Genomic DNA, 20,537 nt, shown 5'->3' with positions numbered 1-20,537 from the left:
GGGAAACTAGGAACCCTAGAAAATTAGAAAAAACCATCAACAATGCAGCCCTAAACAGCGGCAAGCCCGCGAAACATCGGGGCTTGCCTTAACCATTTTATTAGAGTTGAATGTTGAAAGCGGCACCAGCGACCACCCAACAACCGGGCTGTGGCACGTTGCCCACATCGAAATAATGCCGGTTGAGCAGATTGTTTCCCTCAACATAAGCTTGCCAACGTGGTGCTTGCCACAGGAATTTGGCATCTAAAAGGCCATAAGAACCATAGCGATGGGCTGCTCCTGAAGCATCCAAATATTGCCCCATGCGATGCTGGAAACGATAGTTCACCTGCAAATGCAGCAGCGAAACAACATGAAACTGCGCAGCAGCCACAAACTTTTGCTTGAGATATTCCAACGCATAGCGGCTGCGAATGCCCGCAGGCTCATGCTGATTTTGCTGGATAAAACAATAACCCAACTGCAGTTGTTGCAGCACCTGTTGCGCAGGAAGCAGCTGTTTGAAGTCGAAAGCCACATTGGTTTCAACGCCAAAGGCTTTAATCTTGCCGAAATTGACCGACCTCCAAAGCAACGAACCCGATGCATCGGTCTCGCCACTGTTAATCCAATCGATGAGATGGGTGTAGCGATTGTGGAACAGATGGGCACGCGCAGCCACCCCATTCGCTTCGTATTTCGTGCCCAATTCCCACGCCGTCAGCTCCTCGGGACGCAGATTTGGGTTGGCCTTATGTCCGCCAACCGAATAAAACAGCTCGGTGATTGAAGGCATTCTGAGCGACGAATTGAAGCTCGAATAGAGCTGCCAAGCCTGACCAAGACGATAAGAAAGGTTGACATTGGGATAGAAACGCAACCCCATATCGGCATGACTGTTCTTCACACCCACGAGACCTAACGAGGCCGAAAAGCGGTTGATGGTGAGATTGTGCTCGGCAAAAAGCTGCACATTGGTGCGGAAACAACCCATTTTATAGGTAGCTCCCGTCACACCATGAATGCTTTTCGGAGCCGAAAGTGGCGTGCCCAAGTTGGTGCTCACCAACATTTCGCGCTGCCATTCTGCCCCAAAAGCCGTGCGACCCAACGCGGTATCGAAATAGGAATTGACGCTGGCACCTACAACATTCGTGCGATGATAGTTGAAAGGATAGCGGTCGCTGCGCCCACGAAACAGCTCAAAACGGTCGTAAAAGCGGTTCCAATAGACCGACGAACGCAGCTTCAAAAAGCCACGTTTCGTAGCCGCCTGCAACGCCGTATAGCTGTTTAACGTGTGCTCAAACTGGTCATCATACTTCGCACTATAGTTGGTGCTCGAACCAAAACGACGATTGCTCAGCCCGGCATGCCATTGCAACAGCAGCGCATCGGTGTCGTAATAGCCCTGATAGAGCGCCTTCACGCCACGATAATCGGTGTTGAGACCGCCCTGCTTATTGCGCTGATAGCCATCGCTTCGCACATAAGAAGCGGAGACTTGCTGGTTCCACGGTCCGCGAACAAGGTTCACACGGCCGCCCATTTCGCCATAACCAAAGCTTCCTCCCGACGCATAAACCGTGGCACTTGAAGCCAAAGGAGGCACCGATACCAAATGAATGGCACCCAAAAGCGAGGCGGTGCCATAGACACTTCCTGCCGGACCTTCGAGCACTTCGATGCGCGTCAGTTCGTGCTTTCCGATGGGAAAATCGAATGCATTGTGGGCGGTATGCGGATTTCCAACGGGTATGCCGTTGAAAAGGAGCGCCGTTTGCTCGCAGTTTCCACCCCGGATACCGATGTCAGTCTGTGCACCTAAGGAGCCTCTTTGCCGCACATCCACGCTGACAACGTGTTTCAATAGGTCGTTAACACTTTGCACCGGCGCAGCGTTAACATCCTTCTGCGTCAGTACAGTTACCATTCTCGCTTGCTGATTGTGCATCAGCGGTGCCTTCGAAGCAGTCACTTCGACCCCCGCAAGGCTATACTCCTTCATGGCTTTCTTGGCAATCGTGTCGACAGCCGCACTGTCATTGCTCATCCCTTCAGCCTTTGCATAGGTGAGCGATGCCACAGACAGTGTGCCAATCAACACTTCTTTGCCAAGACAAGCAAACAGCGCATAGCCCTTGTTGGTGAAGTGTTTGAACACCATTCGTGGGCACGTGTTGAAAATTGTCTTGTACATTATAATAAATTCTTTTGTGGTTTGCATGATTTCAAACCGCCCGCAAAATTACAAAAAAACAGGCGTTTTTATCCAAAAGCATGCGAAACACACCCGTATCTCAGCCATTTTTCATGAAAACGAGTGAGATACACCCGTATTTTGGCTATTTTTTTCAAAAACAAATGAGATACACCCGCATCTCAATCATTTTTAATAAAAACAAGCGTTCGGCACCCGTATCTCGACCATTTTTCTCAAAAACAGGCGAGAAACACCCGTATCTCGGCCTTTTTCTGCTAAAAACACGAGAACGGTGGCCGTGTTATGGTGGTTTCAATCAAAACAGAAGCATCCGTAGGGCGGTTTCCTTTGTTTTCCATAAAAACAGCTGAAACCGCCCTACGTTTTCGACCTTTTTTCTCAAAAACAAGGGAAAACGGTGGGCGTATTCCATGATTTTTGCCAAAAACAGTACAGAACGGTGACCGTGCTCGGTGGTTTTACCCACCCGAAACAAAAAAAATATGCTACCTTCAGCAGGCAGCATATCTTTCAATGTGGTCCATTCCGTTGTCCTTCGCAAAGGAAATAGTCCTAAGACCATCATGCAACAAAATGAACACTTACACATCATAACTCTCTAAATACAAATTTTGAATGCGAAAAATGAAATAACTTAAACCCTCACGGGCTAATGTGATTTACAAAGTTGAGTACTTAATAGTCTAAAACTTAAACCTTCGATGCAAAGATATTGCGATTACATGAAAAAGCGTATCACAATCCTTCACTCCTTATCACGATTATTCATTATCTGCTGTTTTTGTGCATTTTTGTGAGATAAATGACGAAAATCAGCCGGCGTAACCCCAAATTTATCGGAGAAATTACGATAGAATGTTTGCGCTATGGGCATGCCACACTCCTCGCCTATGGCCTCAATCGTGTAGTCAGGACGGTCTCTTAACAGCTCGGCAGCATATTCTAAACGCAGTTCATTGATATATTTGGTGAACGACATACCCGAAAATCGTGTGAAAAGTTGGGCAAATTTATTGTGCGGAACATACACCTCGTTGATGACATCCTCGCGCGAAAGTTTGGGTTGCAAGAACATCTTCTTGCGCATAATCACTTCAGAGAGCTTCGAAAAGAGGGCACGGTCGGCATCTTCTTTAGCCTCATCGGTAGCCGTTTTCACGCTCTCTACATCGGTTTTTGCAACTTCAACGGGGGCTTCTGCTGCCGTTTTTGTTTGTTTTTCTTTCTCTTCGGCCACAGCTTCTTTGAGCAATTCATTCTGAAGGCGCTCGTTTTTCAACGCTTCCCGATATTGCAACAGGCGGTTAATGGTGTCGACAGCCGAAGCATTCTTGCGGGTGATGATGCGGTTATAGCGCACGATGCGGAACACGATGAAGCACAACAACACAAAGATTACGCCACCCATGATGAGGGCAATGCGTAGGGTTCGCAGCTCGGCTTCTTGCTGACGTTGCTGCATTTCGAAAATCATTGTCTCGCTCGACTTTGCCAATTTAAAGGCCGAACGGGGCATAAAACCATACGAATGATTGCCACTCTCCTTCAAACCCAACGTGTCTGGCGTCTCGGCCAATAAGCGAAGCGAACGATTTAAATCGGGCAACATGCGGATGGCATCGTCATATTTACCTGCATTTTGCATCACTTGCATGGTGTTGAGCAACGTATAAACCTTTTGATAAAGCCCATTCCAAGGGTCTTTCGGCGTGCTCATGCCGTTATAAATATTGATGGTCCGCCGAAAATAGGGCATCGCTCCGTTGTAATCTCCTATATTGGCTTTGTTGATTCCGATAAGGAATGAGAGCGTGGCCTCGTAGTGTTCAGACTGCTCTTCGATAGACCTTCCCAACGCAATGTAGGCATATTCCAAGCTCGATTTGGTCTCTCCTTTGAGGTATTTGGCATAAGCAATCTTCGTAATGGCACGGAAATAGGCATCTTTCGACGATGCTGTATCTTCAATAGCATCCGAAACTTTCTGCGGTGTGGGCTGCTTTGACCGACAGGAAAAGATGGCGGTAGCCATGAAAGCCCCTACCATCAGAATTAGAAAAAAACTTTTTCTCATGTGGAATAATACGATTCAGCGTGTTATACTAAGTGGCCTAATGCTGCTGAAACAGCGCAATGGCCTTTTGAACAATAGGATTTGCCTCGTTCACCACTTGGAAATATTGGCTCATATCCCAAAGGTCTCGTGCCACAAGCGCTTTGAGTTGAAGGCGCAGTTGCGGCAGACTTTTCTTCCATTCTGCCTCATCTTTGGGCTTAACCTTGTCTTTTTCGGCCGTCTTTCGAATGTCGTCAAGCAACGATTGTGGCACTTCATAGCGTGCAAGGAAGGTGGCAAAGTCGGGATATTGTTGCTTCAATGCCTTGCGATGTGCATCCACATATTTCAAATTGGCATTGATGATGTAGCTCCGAGCAGCCAACTGTCGGTAGAAAGGCGTATAAAGTGTGGTGTCGAGCGGCACGAAATAGTCGGGCATAATGCCGCCACCGCCATAGACAAGGCGCTGTTTTCGCAGCGTTTTATACTTTAAAGAGTCGGCAAAATGAATGCTGTCGGCGCTATAAAGTTCGCCATGTTCGAAACGATTCTCAATGTCCAACGCATAACTCCGCGCATCACCCTTCGTATAAGGTTTCTGTATACAGCGGCCGGAAGGCGTGTAATAATGGGCAATCGTGAGACGAATCATGCTGCCATCAGGGAACTCTATCGGCCGTTGCACCAAGCCTTTTCCAAACGAACGACGTCCAACAACCTCGCCACGGTCTTGATCTTGCAACGCACCCGTAACGATTTCGGCTGCCGAAGCCGTAAATTCGTTGATGAGAACCACTACTTTCCCTGCGAGCAAACGACCTTTTCCGTCGGCCCGGAACTCCTGTTTCGGCACACTTCTCCCTAAAGTATAGACGATGAGGTCGTTGCGTTTAAGAAACTCATTGGCAATATCTACCGCCGCATTTAAATAGCCTCCGCCATTCTCTTCGAGGTCAAGGATAAGGTCGTTCATGCCTTGTTGCTTCAAAATGGCTACGGCTTCCATAAACTCTTTGTAGGTGGTTAAGCCGAAGCTGCCAATGCGAATGTAGCCTATTGTGGGGCGAATCATGTAGTAAGCATCCAACGTTTTCACGGGAATTTTATCGCGGACCACGACAAAAGTGAGCACACCTTTGATGCCACGCCTCACAATACCCAAGCGAACCTTCGACCCTTTGGGCCCACGGAGACGCCGCATGATCTCTTCCTTCGACATCTTTACGCCCGCAATGGCACTGTCATTCACCGTCACAATGCGGTCACCGGCCAAGATTCCCACACGCTCTGAAGGTCCATTCGAAACGGGTTGAATGACTAAAAGCGTATCTTGCACCACATTAAACTGCACACCAATACCCTCAAACGAGCCTTGAAGCGGTTCGTTCATCGCTTTGGTTTCCTGCGCAGTTGAATAAGATGAGTGTGGATCGAGCTTCTCTATCATCCCCCGAATGCCGTCTTCTACGAGCTTATTTTGGTTCACTGAGTCGACATAGAGATTGTAAATGGCCATCTCTGCCAACTGCAATTTGCGCAAAGCGGCATCATCATCGCGGCGAGAATGCTGTGCTTGGAGCGCCAAACAGCAGGTCAATCCTAACAAAAAGACCATCCCTACCCGCTTCAAATCATGGGTAGCGACAGAAAATATGTGTTGCATTTGTTTCATTATTCCTTTTCTTTTATTCGTTTTTACATCGTCCTTTCCTTGCCTTTCAGCTTCATTCCATCGGCTCCGTATCGGCTTCGGGTAGGTCTTCTTCAATCACTAAGTTGTCGATGATGAAGTTTTGCCGCTCCATGGTGTTCTTACCCATGTAATATTCCAACAGCTTTCCCACCTGATCATTCTTGTGAAGAGTCACCTGTTCCAACCGCATATCGGCACCAATGAAATGCACAAACTCATCAGGACTAATCTCTCCGAGCCCTTTAAAGCGTGTGATTTCGGGGTCGGGGCCTAAATTTTGAATGGCATTCAGACGCTCTTCGTCGGTGTAACAATAGCGTGTGATAAAGTCGTTCTTCTTCTCTTTCGGGTCTAAACGGGCGTCAGCATCGGCTATCACCTGCTTATTTTTAATCTTCGTACGCTTGTTTCGCACACGGAAAAGCGGCGTCTGCAACACATAAACATGTCCTTTTTTAATCAATTCAGGGAAGAATTGCAAGAAAAAAGTAATGATAAGCAGCCGAATATGCATGCCATCGACATCGGCATCTGTCGCTACAATCACTTTATTATAGCGCAACCCGTCAAGCCCTTCCTCAATATCTAAGGCCGCTTGCAGCAAGTTAAATTCTTCGTTTTCATAGACCACTTTCTTCGTTAAACCAAACGAATTGAGCGGTTTTCCACGCAAAGAGAACACGGCCTGCGTGTTGACATCACGGCTTTTCGTGATGCTTCCGCTGGCCGAATCGCCCTCGGTGATGAAGATAGCACTCTCTTCTTTGCGACTGTTTTTGCTGTCACTGAAGTGAATGCGGCAGTCCCGCAGCTTACGATTGTGCAGGTTTGCTTTCTTTGCACGCTCTCTTGCCAACTTCGTTACGCCCGCCATAGCCTTTCTTTCGCGCTCACTCTCCTTGATTTTACCTTCTAAAACCTCGGCTACATCGGGATGAATGTGCAAGAAATTATCAACATTCTGCTTGATAAAGTCACCGACATATTTATTAATCGATTCGCCATCGGGCGACATTTGCGTCGAGCCGAGCTTAATCTTCGTTTGACTTTCAAACACTGGCTCTTCCACATTCAGCGCAATCGCAGCCACAATGCCATTGCGAATATCGGTATACTCGTAGTTTTTATTGAAAAACTCCTTGATGGTTTTCGCAATATGTTCCTTAAAAGCACTCTGGTGTGTACCGCCTTGCGTAGTGTGTTGTCCGTTGACAAAGCTGTGATACTCTTCGCCATACTGATTGGCATGCGTGAAAGCAATCTCAATATCTTCGCCCACAATGTGGATAATGGGATACAAGCCATCATTGGTCATGGTGTCGTTGAGCAGGTCTTCCAAGCCATTGCGGCTCTTGATACGCCGCCCATTATACATAATGGTGAGACCACTATTCAGATAAGTATAGTTACGCAGCATGGTTTCAACGATGTCTTCGTGGAAACTATAGCCTTTAAAGAGCGTGTTGTCGGGCACGAAATAAATGTAAGTGCCGTTTTCATCGTTGCTATCTTCCGTTTTATCCGATAGCAGATTACCCTTTTCGAACACCAATTCACGCACCTTTCCATCGCGATAAGACTTCACTTCGAAGTGCGAACTCAAGGCGTTTACAGCCTTAACACCCACACCATTCAGGCCCACACTCTTCTTAAAAGCTTTCGAATCATATTTCCCACCTGTGTTCAACATGCTCACGGCTTCAACCAATTTGCCTTGCGGAATGCCCCGGCCATAGTCGCGGACCCGCACGCGAAGATTCTCTTCAACGTCGATTTCAATGCGGTCGCCCGCGTGCATTTTAAACTCATCGATGCTGTTATCGATGACTTCTTTCAGCAAAACATAAATACCATCTTCAGGTAAATTGCCGTCACCCAAGCGCCCTATATACATTCCCGGGCGCGTTCTGACGTGCTCCATATCCGACAAATGCCGAATGTTGTCGTCGGTATAAGCCACGGTCTCTTGGGGCTTATGATTGATTTCTTCGTTCTTTATTTCGTTTTCTGTCATATCTTTGCTGCTGTTATGCGAAAAATTACAACGTTTTATAAGTCCTTTCGGTAGCAACGGCGACGCTTATGCAACACCGTTTCCAAATATTGCCATTGGTTTTGCACCTTTTCATTGGTCTCCATCTCCACGTGGGTCTCCCCCCATGCAATACCATATTTCTGATAGATGGGTATCAAATGCGAGAACAACAGAGCGTTAGCGCCTTTCACACGATATTCAGGAAGGACGCCTATCAACAGTAAATCGACAATATTGGTTTGGTGAAACTTCAACACTTTCAGAATATGCCACCAACCAAAAGGCAGCAATCGCCCGTTATGGAGTTTCTGAAGGGCGCGCGACAGCGAAGGAATCGTGAGCCCTACGCCCACAATTTTATGGGGGTTGCAGTTCCAATCTTCGACAATCGGCATCCAGTTTAAATCGCCATACGGCAGATAAGTGTCAATATATTGATAGATTTGCTTCTCGGTAAGTTCGGAATAACCATACAAATCTTTAAAGGTTTCGTTGATGATCTCAAACACCTTATAGCCCAAACCACCTTGATAGACCTCCTTTTTTGTCATCGCACGCACATGAAGATTGTAGCGGCTTTCAATCATCTCGGCTACCTTGGTGTACTTCTCCGGGATTTCTTTCGGCACGATGAGCTTGTATTCCACATAGTCGTTATCCTTCCTCCAGCCGCCAAGTCGCTCCATGTGCTGCGGATAATAGGGATAATTATAAATCGTTGCCATCGTGCCCAATTGGTCAAAACCTTCTATGAGCATGCCTTCGGGGTCGAAATCGGTAAACCCTAACGGCCCAACTACGTTGTCCATGCCCTTGCTTCGGCCATAATCTTCTACGGCTTTGAGCAACGCTCTACTCACTTCTATGTCGTCAATAAAGTCAATCCAGCCAAAACGTACCGCCTTTGTGTGCCATTTTTCGTTGGCACGATAGTTGATGATGGCAGCCACACGCCCCACCAACTGCCCCTCCTTGTAAGCCAAGAAATAGGCTGCTTCGCAGAAATCAAAAGCCGCATTCTTGTTGGACGAGAGCGTATCTAACTCATCACGATAGAGGTTTGGCGCGTCGAAAGCATTCCCTTTGTAGAGCGAATAATGAAAATCTATAAATGTTGTCAGGTCAGCTTTGCTGGCCACTTTCTTAATTTCTATTGCCGACATTAAATTATCCATTTAATTCTCAAACACGCAAATGTAGTTAATTTTATGCAAAAGGCAAAATTTACATTGCTTTTTTGCAAATAATTAAGGCGTGCATTGTGCCGATGGTTGTAGCAAACAAATAGTATTCGCCACCCTCTTTCAACTTTAATCGCTTACGCAATTCGGCCACAGAAAGTGGGAAATTGCGCACCGCAAGATTGGCTTTATCGATCCCGTGTAAGGCTGATTTCAGGCTCTTTTTGGCAAAAGGAGTCACCGAGAGCACCCGAAACTGCCGTCCGGGAAAATCGTTTACAGGCATCATAGCTGCAAAAAGATGGGTGTTTGTGGCCAAGGCTTCCACCCCATAGCGCGCCGACAAAGCGGCAAAACAACCTGCTTTCATCAACGAGGCATGGGGTTCAAACAGATAGTCGAAAGTGGATGTTCGAAGGAGGGGTGCCCTTTGCTGCGCCTCCTCGGCTGAACAGGCAAACACGTTGCCGTCATTCACGGCATAAAGTTGCAAGGAGTGCTCGCCGACATGCCGCTGCATCACCAACAACAGTTCCTTGCATTCGCCGCCAACACTGACGATATGCACCTCGCAGACATGCTTCAACTGTGCCACAGCCGCATGCCAATCCAACATGGGCGACAGCTTAACCACCACCCATTGTGCCTTTTCAACCAACTCATCGGATAGCAAAGCCACATCGGGCGTGCAGTCTTCAATGGCATAGGTCTTGCTTCCTGCGGCATCGCGACGCGCAGGATCAAGATAAATAACCCCTGCTCGGTCAGACATACTTCGTAAGAAAGTGGTGCCATCGCCGCTAATCACCCGTGCAGAAGGCAGGCCTAAAAGTGGAAAATTGTGCTTTGCTAACGCGCACAACTCGGCTTGTTGCTCCACATAATAGGCCTGTCGAAACCCCTGAGCCATGAAAGAAAAGTCGACACCTAAACCTCCTGTGAGGTCAATCAACGTGCTCTCGCCCAGCCCTTTGCCACACAACCGATGCACAAGTTGCTGCTTATAGCGTGCCGTTTGCTCGCTTGAACATTGCTCCATCGACAGCTGTTGCGGATAAAGCAACTGCTCATGGGTAGCCCATGAGGGCAGTTTTTTGCGCGCAAGCTGCCATCCCTTGATTTGATGAAGGACAAACGAAAAGTCCATATCGGGATATTTGGCGGCCTGAAGTGCCAACCTTCGCACATCATCCTGACGGTGTTCGCGCACGAAAGTTTGCACTTTTTCTAAATTCTGTTTTGTTAACTCCATCTGATAAACAACGATTTCAACGCCCATGCGGATAGAAAAAACGCCCAATTCATCGTCATGGCAGCACACTTGAAAGTGTTATGGAATGACTTTATAATATTTCTTTGCCACCGCACGCGAACATTTATTGAAATGCCACCACTCGGTTCGCAACGGTATAAAACCGCCATGACGCATCACTTTCCGCAAAAGTTGCCGATTTCTTCGTGCTTCTGGCGAGATGATATGGGCAGAAACCAACGCCGCCTCATGGTCGATATGCGCCGCCTTGCCCATGTAATCAATCTTCGTTCCCATATCGAGTGTGTCGCCTTTTAGCGTACAAAGGGTGATGTCTACAGCCATTCCATAGTTGTGCATGCCGCCACCATGCGCAGGATTGGACACATAAATGGCTTTCGAAGTATACTTCACTTCGTCCCACATGCGTTGCTGAATGTGCATGGGGCGTGCGGCATCGTAGACCTTTAAGCTGAGGTCGGGGCGCAGTTGTTTTAAATAGGACTGTGCTTTTTGCAGAGCTTTCATGGCCTCGGGATGTAAAAACGCCTCACGAAGGTCATTGTATAACACCACACCACAGAAGTTATCGGGACGTGCATACATCAAACTTACATGAATTGTTGGGTCGCATTGCTGCACCTGTTGATAGCCTTGCCATGCTAATTGCTGCGCCGTGGCACTGCGTTTCGTGGTTAAAGGCTGTGACGACTGCGCTGCAACGAGACAGCAAAACAACGAAAAGAAGGCAAAAGAAGCAACAGCCCTACCCCATTTTTGCCGATGAAATCGATGGAATTTCAACATATTTTGTTATTTTCATTTTACAACTAAAACCGAAATTGAAACGCTATCCCAACACGAATGTCCCTATAGGAAGCACAAAAAAGAGATAAACAATGCGTTCAAGCAATGCTGATAGCGGTTCAAGCAGTGCACCATAGACAGACATTCCAAGCTATACAAACCGCTCAGGACCGTGCCTTGCCAGTGCCTTTTGCATGCCCTTTATGCTGCATGGTCTGTCTTTTCTTCATCTGTGCCATGGAAACGATTGAGTTGTCGCAACACATAATTAAAGGCTTCCATACCCACTAACACCAAAATTGTTGAGATGGTGGCCAACAAATACATGCCAGCACCACACGCAAGACCTATTGCTGCAGTCACCCATACGCCTGCAGCAGTGGTTAATCCACGTACGGCATTCTTTTGAAAAATGATGGTTCCGGCACCGATGAAACCGATACCCGACACCACTTGTGCAGCAATACGCGACACATCTAAACGCATGTTGGGGTCTTTCAACACGCCCTCGAACCCATAGGACGACACAATCATGAACAAAGCCGAACCTAAAGCCACCAAGAAATGGGTGCGAAGGCCTGCGGCTTTCTCGCGATATTCGCGTTCTAAACCGATGAAACCGCCCAAAAGTGCGGCTACAAAGATGCGTATGATAAATTCTAATGTGAGCATGATCCTGTCCTTTACAATCGTAGTTGCAAACTTACATAAAAAAAAGAGGCTTGCAACCTCTCACGATATAAATTTAATCAGGGCACAGAGAAGGGGGCAAAACGAGCACATAGCCCCGCTATAGGATGCCCATCATCCCCCATCGACACAACATTCCATCCATAGCCATTGCACAATAAGGAGCAGAGTGGGAAACAATCTATGCGCTATTGGCTTGCAATCTCTATGAGATTATCGCGCAATATGCACCACTTTGCCGCACAATAGATATGCTTTTAAGAAGCGATTACCTGACGGCTTGTTTGCGCTATGCCGGCAACAATTTGGCTAACAGGGCTAAAGCCTCGTTCTCATGGGCTTCCATCACTTCGCGTTCTCCGGGTCCTTTGTCGTTGATGCCACAGAGATGAAGGATGCCATGAATGATCACCCGGTGCAATTCGTCGGCATAAGCTTTATGGAACAAGTCGGCATTGGTGCGCACGGTGTCTAAACTAATCACCAAATCGCCACTAATGGTGTCGGCTTCATCGTAATCAAATGTGATGATATCGGTGTAGTAGTCGTGGCCAAGATAGGTGTTATTGACCTCTAAAATCCTGTCGTCGTTGACAAACATATAGCCAATATCGCCAACCTTTCGCCCATGACGGGCAGCAACTTGCCTGATCCATTGGTTGAGAATGCGCTTTTTAAGATGTGGCATTTTCACGCCTTCTGCATGATAGGTAATCATATCCTAAACTTGTTTTTTATTATGATTGTCGGCAGAGATAGCCTGAATGTCTTTGTTGTGCGTAGGTTTTGCCACCCATGCCGACACGTCTTTACCAAAGAATTGCAGCTCACGCACCATCGTAGAGCTAAGGCTTGAGAGCTGAGGTTCGGCAAAAAGCAACACCGTTTCAACGCCGCTCAACTGACGATTGATGTCGGCTTGCTCGCGCTCGTATTCGAAATCGTTCACCGAACGCACGCCCCGCACGATGAAATGGGCGCCTTCGCGCGCTGCCATCTCTACGGTGAGGTCGTCATAAGCCTTTACGGTTACGGCCGGATTTCCGGCATAGACCGCTTCAATGGCAGCCACACGTGCACTGATTTCGGCCTGCGTATGTTTGAGTTTGCTCACTGCCACGGCGATAATCAGTTGATCGAACAGGGGCAATGCGCGCGCAACAATCGACTGATGACCAATGGTGAAAGGGTCGAAAGTGCCTGTGAAAAGTGCTATCCGCTTTGTTGTTTCCATCGTTACAAAATTACGATTTTCTGCGATGGCATGCAAATTTACGTTGCCCTTTCCGCATTTTTCATCAAAAGATGGGAAAGAAAGCCCTTAAAAGGCGTAACCGACACCAATATAGGGATAGACAAAAGATGTCTTACGCGCAGCATAAAGAATATTCGTCCCTGCTATCTGTGCAACGAAAGGTATACTGATATTGAGTCCTGCACGTAGTAGCAACCCCTTAGAATCTTGGTAACGATAGCCCAAATCCTCGAATACAAATGATCCAACGCGTGTCTCTTTTACTTCATTATCCTGCCAATCAAGGAAATGACAACGATATAGTCCGATATCAAACCCTGTACCTACTTCAAAATGATGCTTGCCTTTTCCTGTTAAATAATTCACTGCAAAGGGGATTGTGTAACCATTTATCCCACGGGTTACAGCACCAAAGTAATCATCACTTTTAGATCTAAGAAAGGATAATCCTACACGATAACCCCAATTAGTATAAGCACTAAAACGTGCATCATAATGAAATCCGAATACAGTTGAAGCTCCTCCTAACTCTAAGGAAATGCTTTTCGATGCTTGTCCATACGCATAAGCATTACTTATCACTAATAGAAGAAGCGATAAAAAGACTTTATTAAACCTTTTATTCATACACTATACTATTAAATTAATTCGATTACAAAGTTAAATATAAATAACGTTACATCAAGACATTAGCCTATTTTTCTTTTATTCTAATCAAAAAATCTACAAAAAGGGAAAGAATTGCCATTAAAAAGGAAATGAAGAGATTATACTTTTACTTTATACTCTTGAAAACGATGATGCATGCCCTATATATAAAAGCGGGAATGTAGCAATTTCTTTAACGGGGTTAGGGAAACAAAAAAGGCGGGAAGCCCGTGTGGACTTCCCACCTTTTATAGAATCGTCTCCCCCGAAAAGGGAGCACATGTTCTGTTTAATCAGCCAATTTTGCTTTGATAAACTCGCGGTTTAAACGAGCGATATTGGCAATCTTCTCGTTCTTTGGACACACAGCTTCGCAGGCACGTGTGTTGGTACAGTTACCAAAACCAAGCTCATCCATGCGCAAAACCATTGCCTTTGCACGCTTAGCGGCCTCGGGTTTGCCTTGTGGAAGGAGTGCCAACTGGCTCACTTTTGAGCTGACAAAGAGCATGGCCGAACCATTTTTACATGCAGCTACGCAAGCACCACAGCCAATACAAGTGGCGCAATCCATCGCTTCGTCGGCAGCTTCTTTAGGAATAAGGATGGCATTGGCATCCTGAGCTTGCCCCGTTCTGATGGTAGTATAGCCGCCAGCCTGAATGATTTTATCAAAAGCTGAACGGTCAACCATGCAGTCTTTAATCACTGGAAAGCCGGCAGAACGCCAGGGTTCGACGGTGATAACATCACCCTCGTTGAAACGACGCATATAGAGTTGGCAGGTGGTTGCACCGCGTTCGGTCTTGCCATGCGGCGTACCATTGATGTAAAGTGAGCACATACCGCAGATACCCTCACGGCAGTCGTGGTCGAAAACGAAAGGTTCTTGACCGGCTGCGATAAGTTCTTCGTTGAGAATATCAAGCATCTCGAGGAATGAAGTATCATCGGGGATGTTCTTCATCTCGTGTGTATCGAAATGACCTTGGTCTTTAGGACCATTCTGTTTCCAATATTTGATTGTGAAAGAAATTGCTTTTGCCATAATCTTTTTACTTCAACTTAGTTCTTATAATTACGTGTTTGTACCTTAATCGCCTCGTATTCGAGGGGCTCTTTGATGAGTTCGGGCGCCGTATTGTCGTCGCCTTGATATGCCCAGCAGCCTACATAGAAGAAATGTTCGTCGTCACGTTTCGCCTCACCTTCTTCTGTTTGGTGCTCTTCGCGGAAGTGACCGCCACAACTTTCCTCGCGATGAAGTGCGTCATAAGCAACCAATTCGCCCATCAAAATGAAATCGCGCAAGTGGATAGCCTTATCTAATTCGACATTCAAACCTTCCTTTTTACCCGGGATAAAGAGGTTGGTATTGAACTCTTCGCGCAGTTCTTTCAACAGCTTTAAGCCGGTTTCGAGTCCTTCTTTGGTGCGTCCCATACCCACATGTTCCCACATGATATGACCTAACTCTTTGTGAATGGAATCAACAGAGCGCTTACCTTGAATGCCCATCAAACGATTAATCTCCTTTTCTACGCCTTCCTCAGCAGCCTTGAACTCGGGTAAATCGGTAGAAACCTTGCCCCAAAGCGACTGATCGGCTAAGTAATTCTGAATCGTGTAAGGCAGAACAAAGTAACCATCTGCTAAGCCTTGCATCAAAGCAGAGGCGCCTAAGCGGTTCGCTCCGTGGTCAGAGAAGTTGCATTCTCCAATAGCAAACAAGCCGGGAACGGTGGTCATGAGTTCGTAATCGACCCAAATACCGCCCATAGTATAGTGGATGGCCGGGAAAATCATCATGGGGTTGTAATACTTCACGCCGTTAATCTCCTTGGCAAACTCGCCCGGATTAACATCGGTAATCTCTTCATACATGTCGAAAAGGTTGCCATAACGCTGAAGAATGGTGTCGATACCGAGACGATTAATAGACTCGGAAAAATCGAGGAACACGGCTAAACCGGTGTTATTCACACCATAACCCTTGTCGCAACGCTCCTTAGCTGCACGTGAAGCAACATCACGTGGCACAAGGTTTCCAAATGCAGGATAACGACGTTCCAAATAATAATCGCGGTCTTCTTCGGGAATATCCGAACCTTTCTTCGTACCTTCTTGAAGGGCTTTGGCATCTTCGAGCTTCTTAGGCACCCAAATACGGCCATCATTACGCAAGGATTCGGACATCAATGTGAGCTTAGACTGCTTGTCACCATGCACCGGAATGCAGGTAGGATGGATTTGAACATAAGAAGGATTTGCCATGTATGCGCCCTTACGATAGCACTGAATGGCTGCCGTACAGTTACATCCCATGGCATTGGTTGATAGGAAATAGGTGTTACCATAGCCGCCTGTTGCGATAACAACGGCATTGGCGGTGAAACGTTCTAATGCACCTGTTACGAGATTCTTAGCGATAATGCCACGTGCATGACCGTCTACAATAACGACATCCTCCATCTCATAACGCGTGAAAAGCTTCACTTTGCCTGCTTGAATCTGTGCACTTAATGAAGAATAAGCACCCAAAAGCAGCTGCTGTCCGGTCTGTCCTTTGGCATAAAAAGTGCGACTTACCTGTGCACCACCAAATGAACGATTGGCCAACATGCCACCATATTCACGTGCAAAAGGCACCCCTTGCGCTACACATTGGTCGATAATATCGTTGGATACCTCGGCTAAGCGATAAACATTTGCTTCACGTGCACGATAGTCTCCGCCCTTAACGGTGTCATAAAACAAACGATAAATGGAGTCACCATCGTTTTGATAGTTCTTAGCTGCATTGATTCCGCCTTGCGCTGCAATAGAGTGTGCGCGACGAGGTGAGTCTTGTATGCAGAAGTTCAGCACGTTAAAGCCCATCTCTCCCAATGAAGCTGCAGCACTGGCACCAGCTAAACCGGTGCCAACCACGATGACATCTAACTTTAATTTGTTCTTAGGATTAACCAAACGCTGATGTGCTTTGTAGTTAGTCCATTTCTCTGCAACAGGTCCTGCAGGTATTTTTGAATCTAATATCTTCGTCATAATGATCTTCAATTAAATAATTTCATCTTACCTTATTATATAGATGGCCTTAATAAAGACTTGGTGCGCACCCAAAAGCAAACGCTAAAACAACAACAAGGAAAGCCAACATTAACAGGGTTACATAAACAATGCCGATCGTCTTCCAACGATTAAACCACACTTTCCCATTTATACCAATGGTTTGAAGTGCACTCCAGAAGCCATGAGAAAGATGGAACCATAAAGCAACAATCCACAAAATGTAGAGTACAACATAAAGTTTGTTGCTGAAAGTAACTTTGATTAACTCAAAACCATGCGTCGGATCAATGTCGGTGTGCATGCCGCTTAACTCAGCAAACATCATGTTATACCAAAAATTAAACAAGTGAAGAAGTAGACCTAAGCATACGATAAGACCCAAAACGAGCATATTTTGGCTCGCCCACTCTACCGAATCAGGCTTTGAAGTCACTGCATAACGCTCTGAACCACGTGCTCTTCGGTTTTGAGCAGTAAGGATAAATGCATAAACAATGTGACACACTGCCAACGCACCCAATCCGACTGTTGCGACAACAGCATACCAATTAGCGCCCAAAAGCTTGCAAATCATGTTGTAAGCATCCCCTGAAAAGAGCGCAACAACATTCATGCAGGCATGGAATGTCATGAATAGAACAAGCGCAACACCTGTTAAAGACATCACGACTTTTCTGCCAATAGAAGAATTAATTAACCACATAAATGATTGATTTTTAAATATTTAATGTTTGAATTATATCAATTTATTTTACAATATTGCGTGTAAACTGTAAAAAACAAAATGCCTTAAATACCTAATTTTAGGTAGAGAACACTTCCTTTTATGCGATTTATCCTAAGAAATGCGGTGCAAAAATACTATATTTTGAGGATAAATCAAAGCAATTCCTCAAAAAATCGGATTTTATTTCTTACTTTTGCGAAAAATATTAGGAAACAAAATGCACTTCAATTACGACGTGATTGTTATCGGAGGTGGGCATGCCGGCGCCGAAGCAGCTACGGCTTCAGCCAACATGGGCGCTAAAACTTGTCTGATAACAATGGATATGAACAAGATAGCTCAAATGAGTTGCAATCCCGCAGTGGGTGGAATTGCCAAGGGACAAATCGTAAGAGAGATTGATGCTTTGGGCGGAAATATGGGACTTATTACTGATAAAACAGCCATACAGTTTCGCATGTTGAATATCGGAAAAGGCCCTGCTGTGTGGAGCCCTCGTGCACAATGCGACCGAGAGAAGTTTATTTGGGCATGGAGAACAACACTTGATGCGACTGAAAATCTGGACATTTGGCAAGACCAAGCCGACGAATTGCTCGTTGAAAACGGTGAAGCTGTGGGCGTAAGAACCATTTGGGGTGCAGAATTCAAAGCCAAAAGCGTAATCGTTACCGCAGGAACTTTCCTCAATGGACTGATGCATATCGGTCGAAAAATGGTGGAAGGCGGTCGCTGTGCAGAACCTTCTGTGCACCATTTCACCGAGAGTATCACCCGTTTTGGCATTCGATCAACTCGCATGAAAACGGGAACTCCTGTCAGAATCGATAAGCGAAGTGTGCATTTTGAAGCCATGGATGTGCAACAAGGTGATAGCGATTTCCACCAATTTAGTTATATAGGTCCACATAGAATGCTAAGACAATTACCTTGTTGGACAACCTATACAAATTGCAAAGTGCATGAAACTTTGCAAAAAGGACTTGCAGATTCTCCCCTTTTCAACGGACAAATTCAAAGCACTGGGCCACGCTATTGTCCTTCGATAGAAACAAAATTGGTGACATTCCCCGATAAAGAGCAGCATCCTTTATTCTTAGAACCTGAAGGAGAAGATACGAATGAAATGTATTTAAATGGCTTTTCATCGAGTATGCCAATGGATATTCAGTTAGAAGCCCTACGCCATATTCCGGCCTTTCGCGACATTAAAATCTATAGACCTGGCTATGCTATCGAATATGATTACTTCGATCCCACCCAATTACAACAGTCTTTAGAGTCGAAGGTCGTTGCAGGTTTGTTCTTTGCCGGACAAGTTAACGGCACAACAGGCTATGAAGAAGCGGGCGGTCAAGGCCTTGTTGCGGGAATAAATGCTGCTATTCGTTGTGCAGGAGGACAGCCTTTCGTGATGAAAAGGGACGAAAGTTACATCGGAGTACTCATCGATGATCTCACAACTAAAGGTGTAGACGAACCCTATCGTATGTTCACTTCTCGGGCAGAATATCGCATATTGCTCCGCCAAGACGATGCAGATGCGCGCTTAACTGAACGCGCTTACGAATTAGGTATAGCCAAACGTGATCGCTATGACTGGTGGATGGAGAAAAAAGAAGCTATCCAACGTCTCGTTACATTCTGCGAAGAGTTCCCCATTAAAGCGCAAGAAATCAATCCACTCCTTGCAAAGTTTGATACAACTCCTTTGCGAGCAGGCTGCAAATTAGCCGATCTTATTGCACGTCCACAACTAAATCTCCAAAATCTTTCAACCATTATCCCGGAACTTAAGACTGCAATCGAAGCTCCTTTAAATCGAAAAGAAGAGATTATTGAGGCCGCAGAGATTCGCATTAAATATAAAGGTTATATTGAAAGAGAACGTATTATTGCAGACAAAATGCGCCGATTGGAACACATAAAGATTAAAAATAGATTCCATTATGACGAACTTCACGAGATTTCTACTGAAGGAAGGCAGAAGTTATCGGCTATAAATCCTGAAACTTTAGCGCAAGCCAGCCGCATACCCGGTGTATCTCCCAGCGATATTAACGTGCTTCTTGTGCTTTTAGGACGATAGAAGGCCAACGAATAGCGGCCACATCTGCACAAAAACAACAAGGTTTCACGTGAAACAGCAATATGAATAATGTACTGATACTCGACAACTTAAATATTAAAAGCGACGATAATATCGCATCTGTTTCACGCTTTCCCAAGCAAACGCATATCACCTTCTATCAACATTCAGAAAGAAATTCCATATATATAATAAGGTATAAGAAAATCATCATTAACAAAGAAAGATATGAACAACCCATTATTATTAGACAATCTGCGCTGCATTCCAGATTGGCCTATTAAAGGTGTAAACTTTAGAGATGTCACAACACTATTCAAAAACCCAGAAGCGTTGAAAGAAATCACACGAGAGATGTGTGCATTGTATGCTGATAAGGGAATTACTAAAATTGTAGGTATCGAAAGTAGAGGTTTTGTTATGTCCTCAGCCGTAGCCACATCGTTAGGTGCCGGCGTAGTGTTATGCCGTAAACCCGGCAAGCTTCCGTGCGAGACTGTTCAAGAAAGCTACGCTAAGGAATATGGTATTGACACCATAGAGATCCACAAAGATGCCATCAGTGAGAGCGATGTTGTTCTGCTTCACGACGACCTTTTGGCAACAGGTGGCACAATGAAGGCAGCATGCGATTTGGTAAAGAAGTTCAATCCCAAAAAAATTTATTGCAATTTCATTATCGAATTGGCAAGCGAATTCCCCGAAAGCCGCTCCCGTTTCGACCAAGATATTGAGATAACGTCGCTTTTAAAGTTTTAAAAATAGAATCGTTCGTTTACGTTTCACGTGAAACAAAATGAGCGATTTCTTCTTTATACAAAGG

General features: G+C 45.8%; 17 protein-coding genes. 2 read left to right on the top strand and 15 right to left on the bottom strand.

The genetic code is table 11. The features are described from left to right. Window positions 1-100 precede the first annotated feature (100 nt). From HMPREF9431_RS07170 to HMPREF9431_RS07100, 15 genes are all read right to left on the bottom strand, one after another. Window positions 101-2,182 (bottom strand): TonB-dependent receptor, encoded by a 2,082-nt coding sequence (locus HMPREF9431_RS07170; RefSeq protein WP_004380540.1) that lies wholly within the window; start codon window positions 2,180-2,182, stop codon window positions 101-103. A gap of 319 nt (window positions 2,183-2,501) precedes the next feature. After that, window positions 2,502-2,720, bottom strand: coding sequence for a hypothetical protein (locus tag HMPREF9431_RS07165; protein WP_155812985.1), 219 nt, complete (start codon window positions 2,718-2,720; stop codon window positions 2,502-2,504). Window positions 2,721-2,951: 231 nt separating this feature from the next. Further along, complete coding sequence (locus tag HMPREF9431_RS07160) at window positions 2,952-4,280, bottom strand: helix-turn-helix transcriptional regulator (protein WP_040561307.1); 1,329 nt, start codon at window positions 4,278-4,280, stop codon at window positions 2,952-2,954. A gap of 37 nt (window positions 4,281-4,317) precedes the next feature. Continuing rightward, window positions 4,318-5,937: a S41 family peptidase gene (locus HMPREF9431_RS07155; protein WP_004380537.1), complete on the bottom strand. Its 1,620-nt coding sequence runs from the start codon at window positions 5,935-5,937 to the stop codon at window positions 4,318-4,320. 52 nt (window positions 5,938-5,989) lie between these two features. Beyond that, window positions 5,990-7,972, bottom strand: a complete 1,983-nt coding sequence (locus HMPREF9431_RS07150; RefSeq protein WP_004380536.1) for a DNA topoisomerase IV subunit B — start codon at window positions 7,970-7,972, stop codon at window positions 5,990-5,992. A gap of 35 nt (window positions 7,973-8,007) precedes the next feature. Next, the gene (locus HMPREF9431_RS07145; RefSeq protein ID WP_004380535.1) at window positions 8,008-9,156 is read right to left on the bottom strand and encodes a hypothetical protein; all 1,149 of its coding nucleotides are present in this window, start codon (window positions 9,154-9,156) and stop codon (window positions 8,008-8,010) included. Between the two features lie 61 nt (window positions 9,157-9,217). Further along, a complete protein-coding gene (locus tag HMPREF9431_RS07140) occupies window positions 9,218-10,426 on the bottom strand; it encodes a THUMP-like domain-containing protein (protein WP_155812984.1) in 1,209 nt (402 codons plus the stop codon). A gap of 78 nt (window positions 10,427-10,504) precedes the next feature. Beyond that, entirely contained in the window at window positions 10,505-11,233 is a 729-nt protein-coding gene (locus HMPREF9431_RS07135; protein ID WP_004380533.1) for a M15 family metallopeptidase, read from the bottom strand. Between the two features lie 201 nt (window positions 11,234-11,434). Then, window positions 11,435-11,905, bottom strand: coding sequence for an MgtC/SapB family protein (locus HMPREF9431_RS07130; RefSeq protein ID WP_004380531.1), 471 nt, complete (start codon window positions 11,903-11,905; stop codon window positions 11,435-11,437). Between the two features lie 307 nt (window positions 11,906-12,212). Further along, window positions 12,213-12,641 (bottom strand): rRNA maturation RNase YbeY, encoded by a 429-nt coding sequence (gene ybeY, locus HMPREF9431_RS07125; protein WP_004380530.1) that lies wholly within the window; start codon window positions 12,639-12,641, stop codon window positions 12,213-12,215. A gap of 3 nt (window positions 12,642-12,644) precedes the next feature. After that, a complete protein-coding gene (gene coaD / locus HMPREF9431_RS07120; RefSeq protein WP_004380529.1) occupies window positions 12,645-13,157 on the bottom strand; it encodes a pantetheine-phosphate adenylyltransferase in 513 nt (170 codons plus the stop codon). An 87-nt stretch (window positions 13,158-13,244) separates the two neighbouring features. After that, window positions 13,245-13,805, bottom strand: coding sequence for a hypothetical protein (locus HMPREF9431_RS07115; RefSeq protein WP_004380528.1), 561 nt, complete (start codon window positions 13,803-13,805; stop codon window positions 13,245-13,247). A 310-nt stretch (window positions 13,806-14,115) separates the two neighbouring features. After that, entirely contained in the window at window positions 14,116-14,874 is a 759-nt protein-coding gene (locus HMPREF9431_RS07110; RefSeq protein WP_004380527.1) for a succinate dehydrogenase/fumarate reductase iron-sulfur subunit, read from the bottom strand. A gap of 17 nt (window positions 14,875-14,891) precedes the next feature. Continuing rightward, entirely contained in the window at window positions 14,892-16,874 is a 1,983-nt protein-coding gene (locus HMPREF9431_RS07105; RefSeq protein ID WP_004380526.1) for a fumarate reductase/succinate dehydrogenase flavoprotein subunit, read from the bottom strand. Between the two features lie 49 nt (window positions 16,875-16,923). After that, window positions 16,924-17,601 (bottom strand): succinate dehydrogenase/fumarate reductase cytochrome b subunit, encoded by a 678-nt coding sequence (locus tag HMPREF9431_RS07100; RefSeq protein ID WP_004380525.1) that lies wholly within the window; start codon window positions 17,599-17,601, stop codon window positions 16,924-16,926. A 241-nt stretch (window positions 17,602-17,842) separates the two neighbouring features. Here HMPREF9431_RS07100 and mnmG point away from each other — a divergent pair, with 241 nt between their 5' ends. Continuing rightward, window positions 17,843-19,714 (top strand): tRNA uridine-5-carboxymethylaminomethyl(34) synthesis enzyme MnmG, encoded by a 1,872-nt coding sequence (gene mnmG / locus HMPREF9431_RS07095; protein WP_004380524.1) that lies wholly within the window; start codon window positions 17,843-17,845, stop codon window positions 19,712-19,714. Window positions 19,715-19,942: 228 nt separating this feature from the next. Continuing rightward, the gene (locus HMPREF9431_RS07090; RefSeq protein ID WP_004380522.1) at window positions 19,943-20,473 is read left to right on the top strand and encodes an adenine phosphoribosyltransferase; all 531 of its coding nucleotides are present in this window, start codon (window positions 19,943-19,945) and stop codon (window positions 20,471-20,473) included. The last annotated feature ends 64 nt before the right edge of the window (window positions 20,474-20,537 follow it).

It is taken from the genome of Segatella oulorum F0390, from assembly GCF_000224615.1.
Classification (GTDB): domain Bacteria; phylum Bacteroidota; class Bacteroidia; order Bacteroidales; family Bacteroidaceae; genus Prevotella; species Prevotella oulorum.
This window is presented reverse-complemented; position numbering and strand designations above follow the sequence as displayed.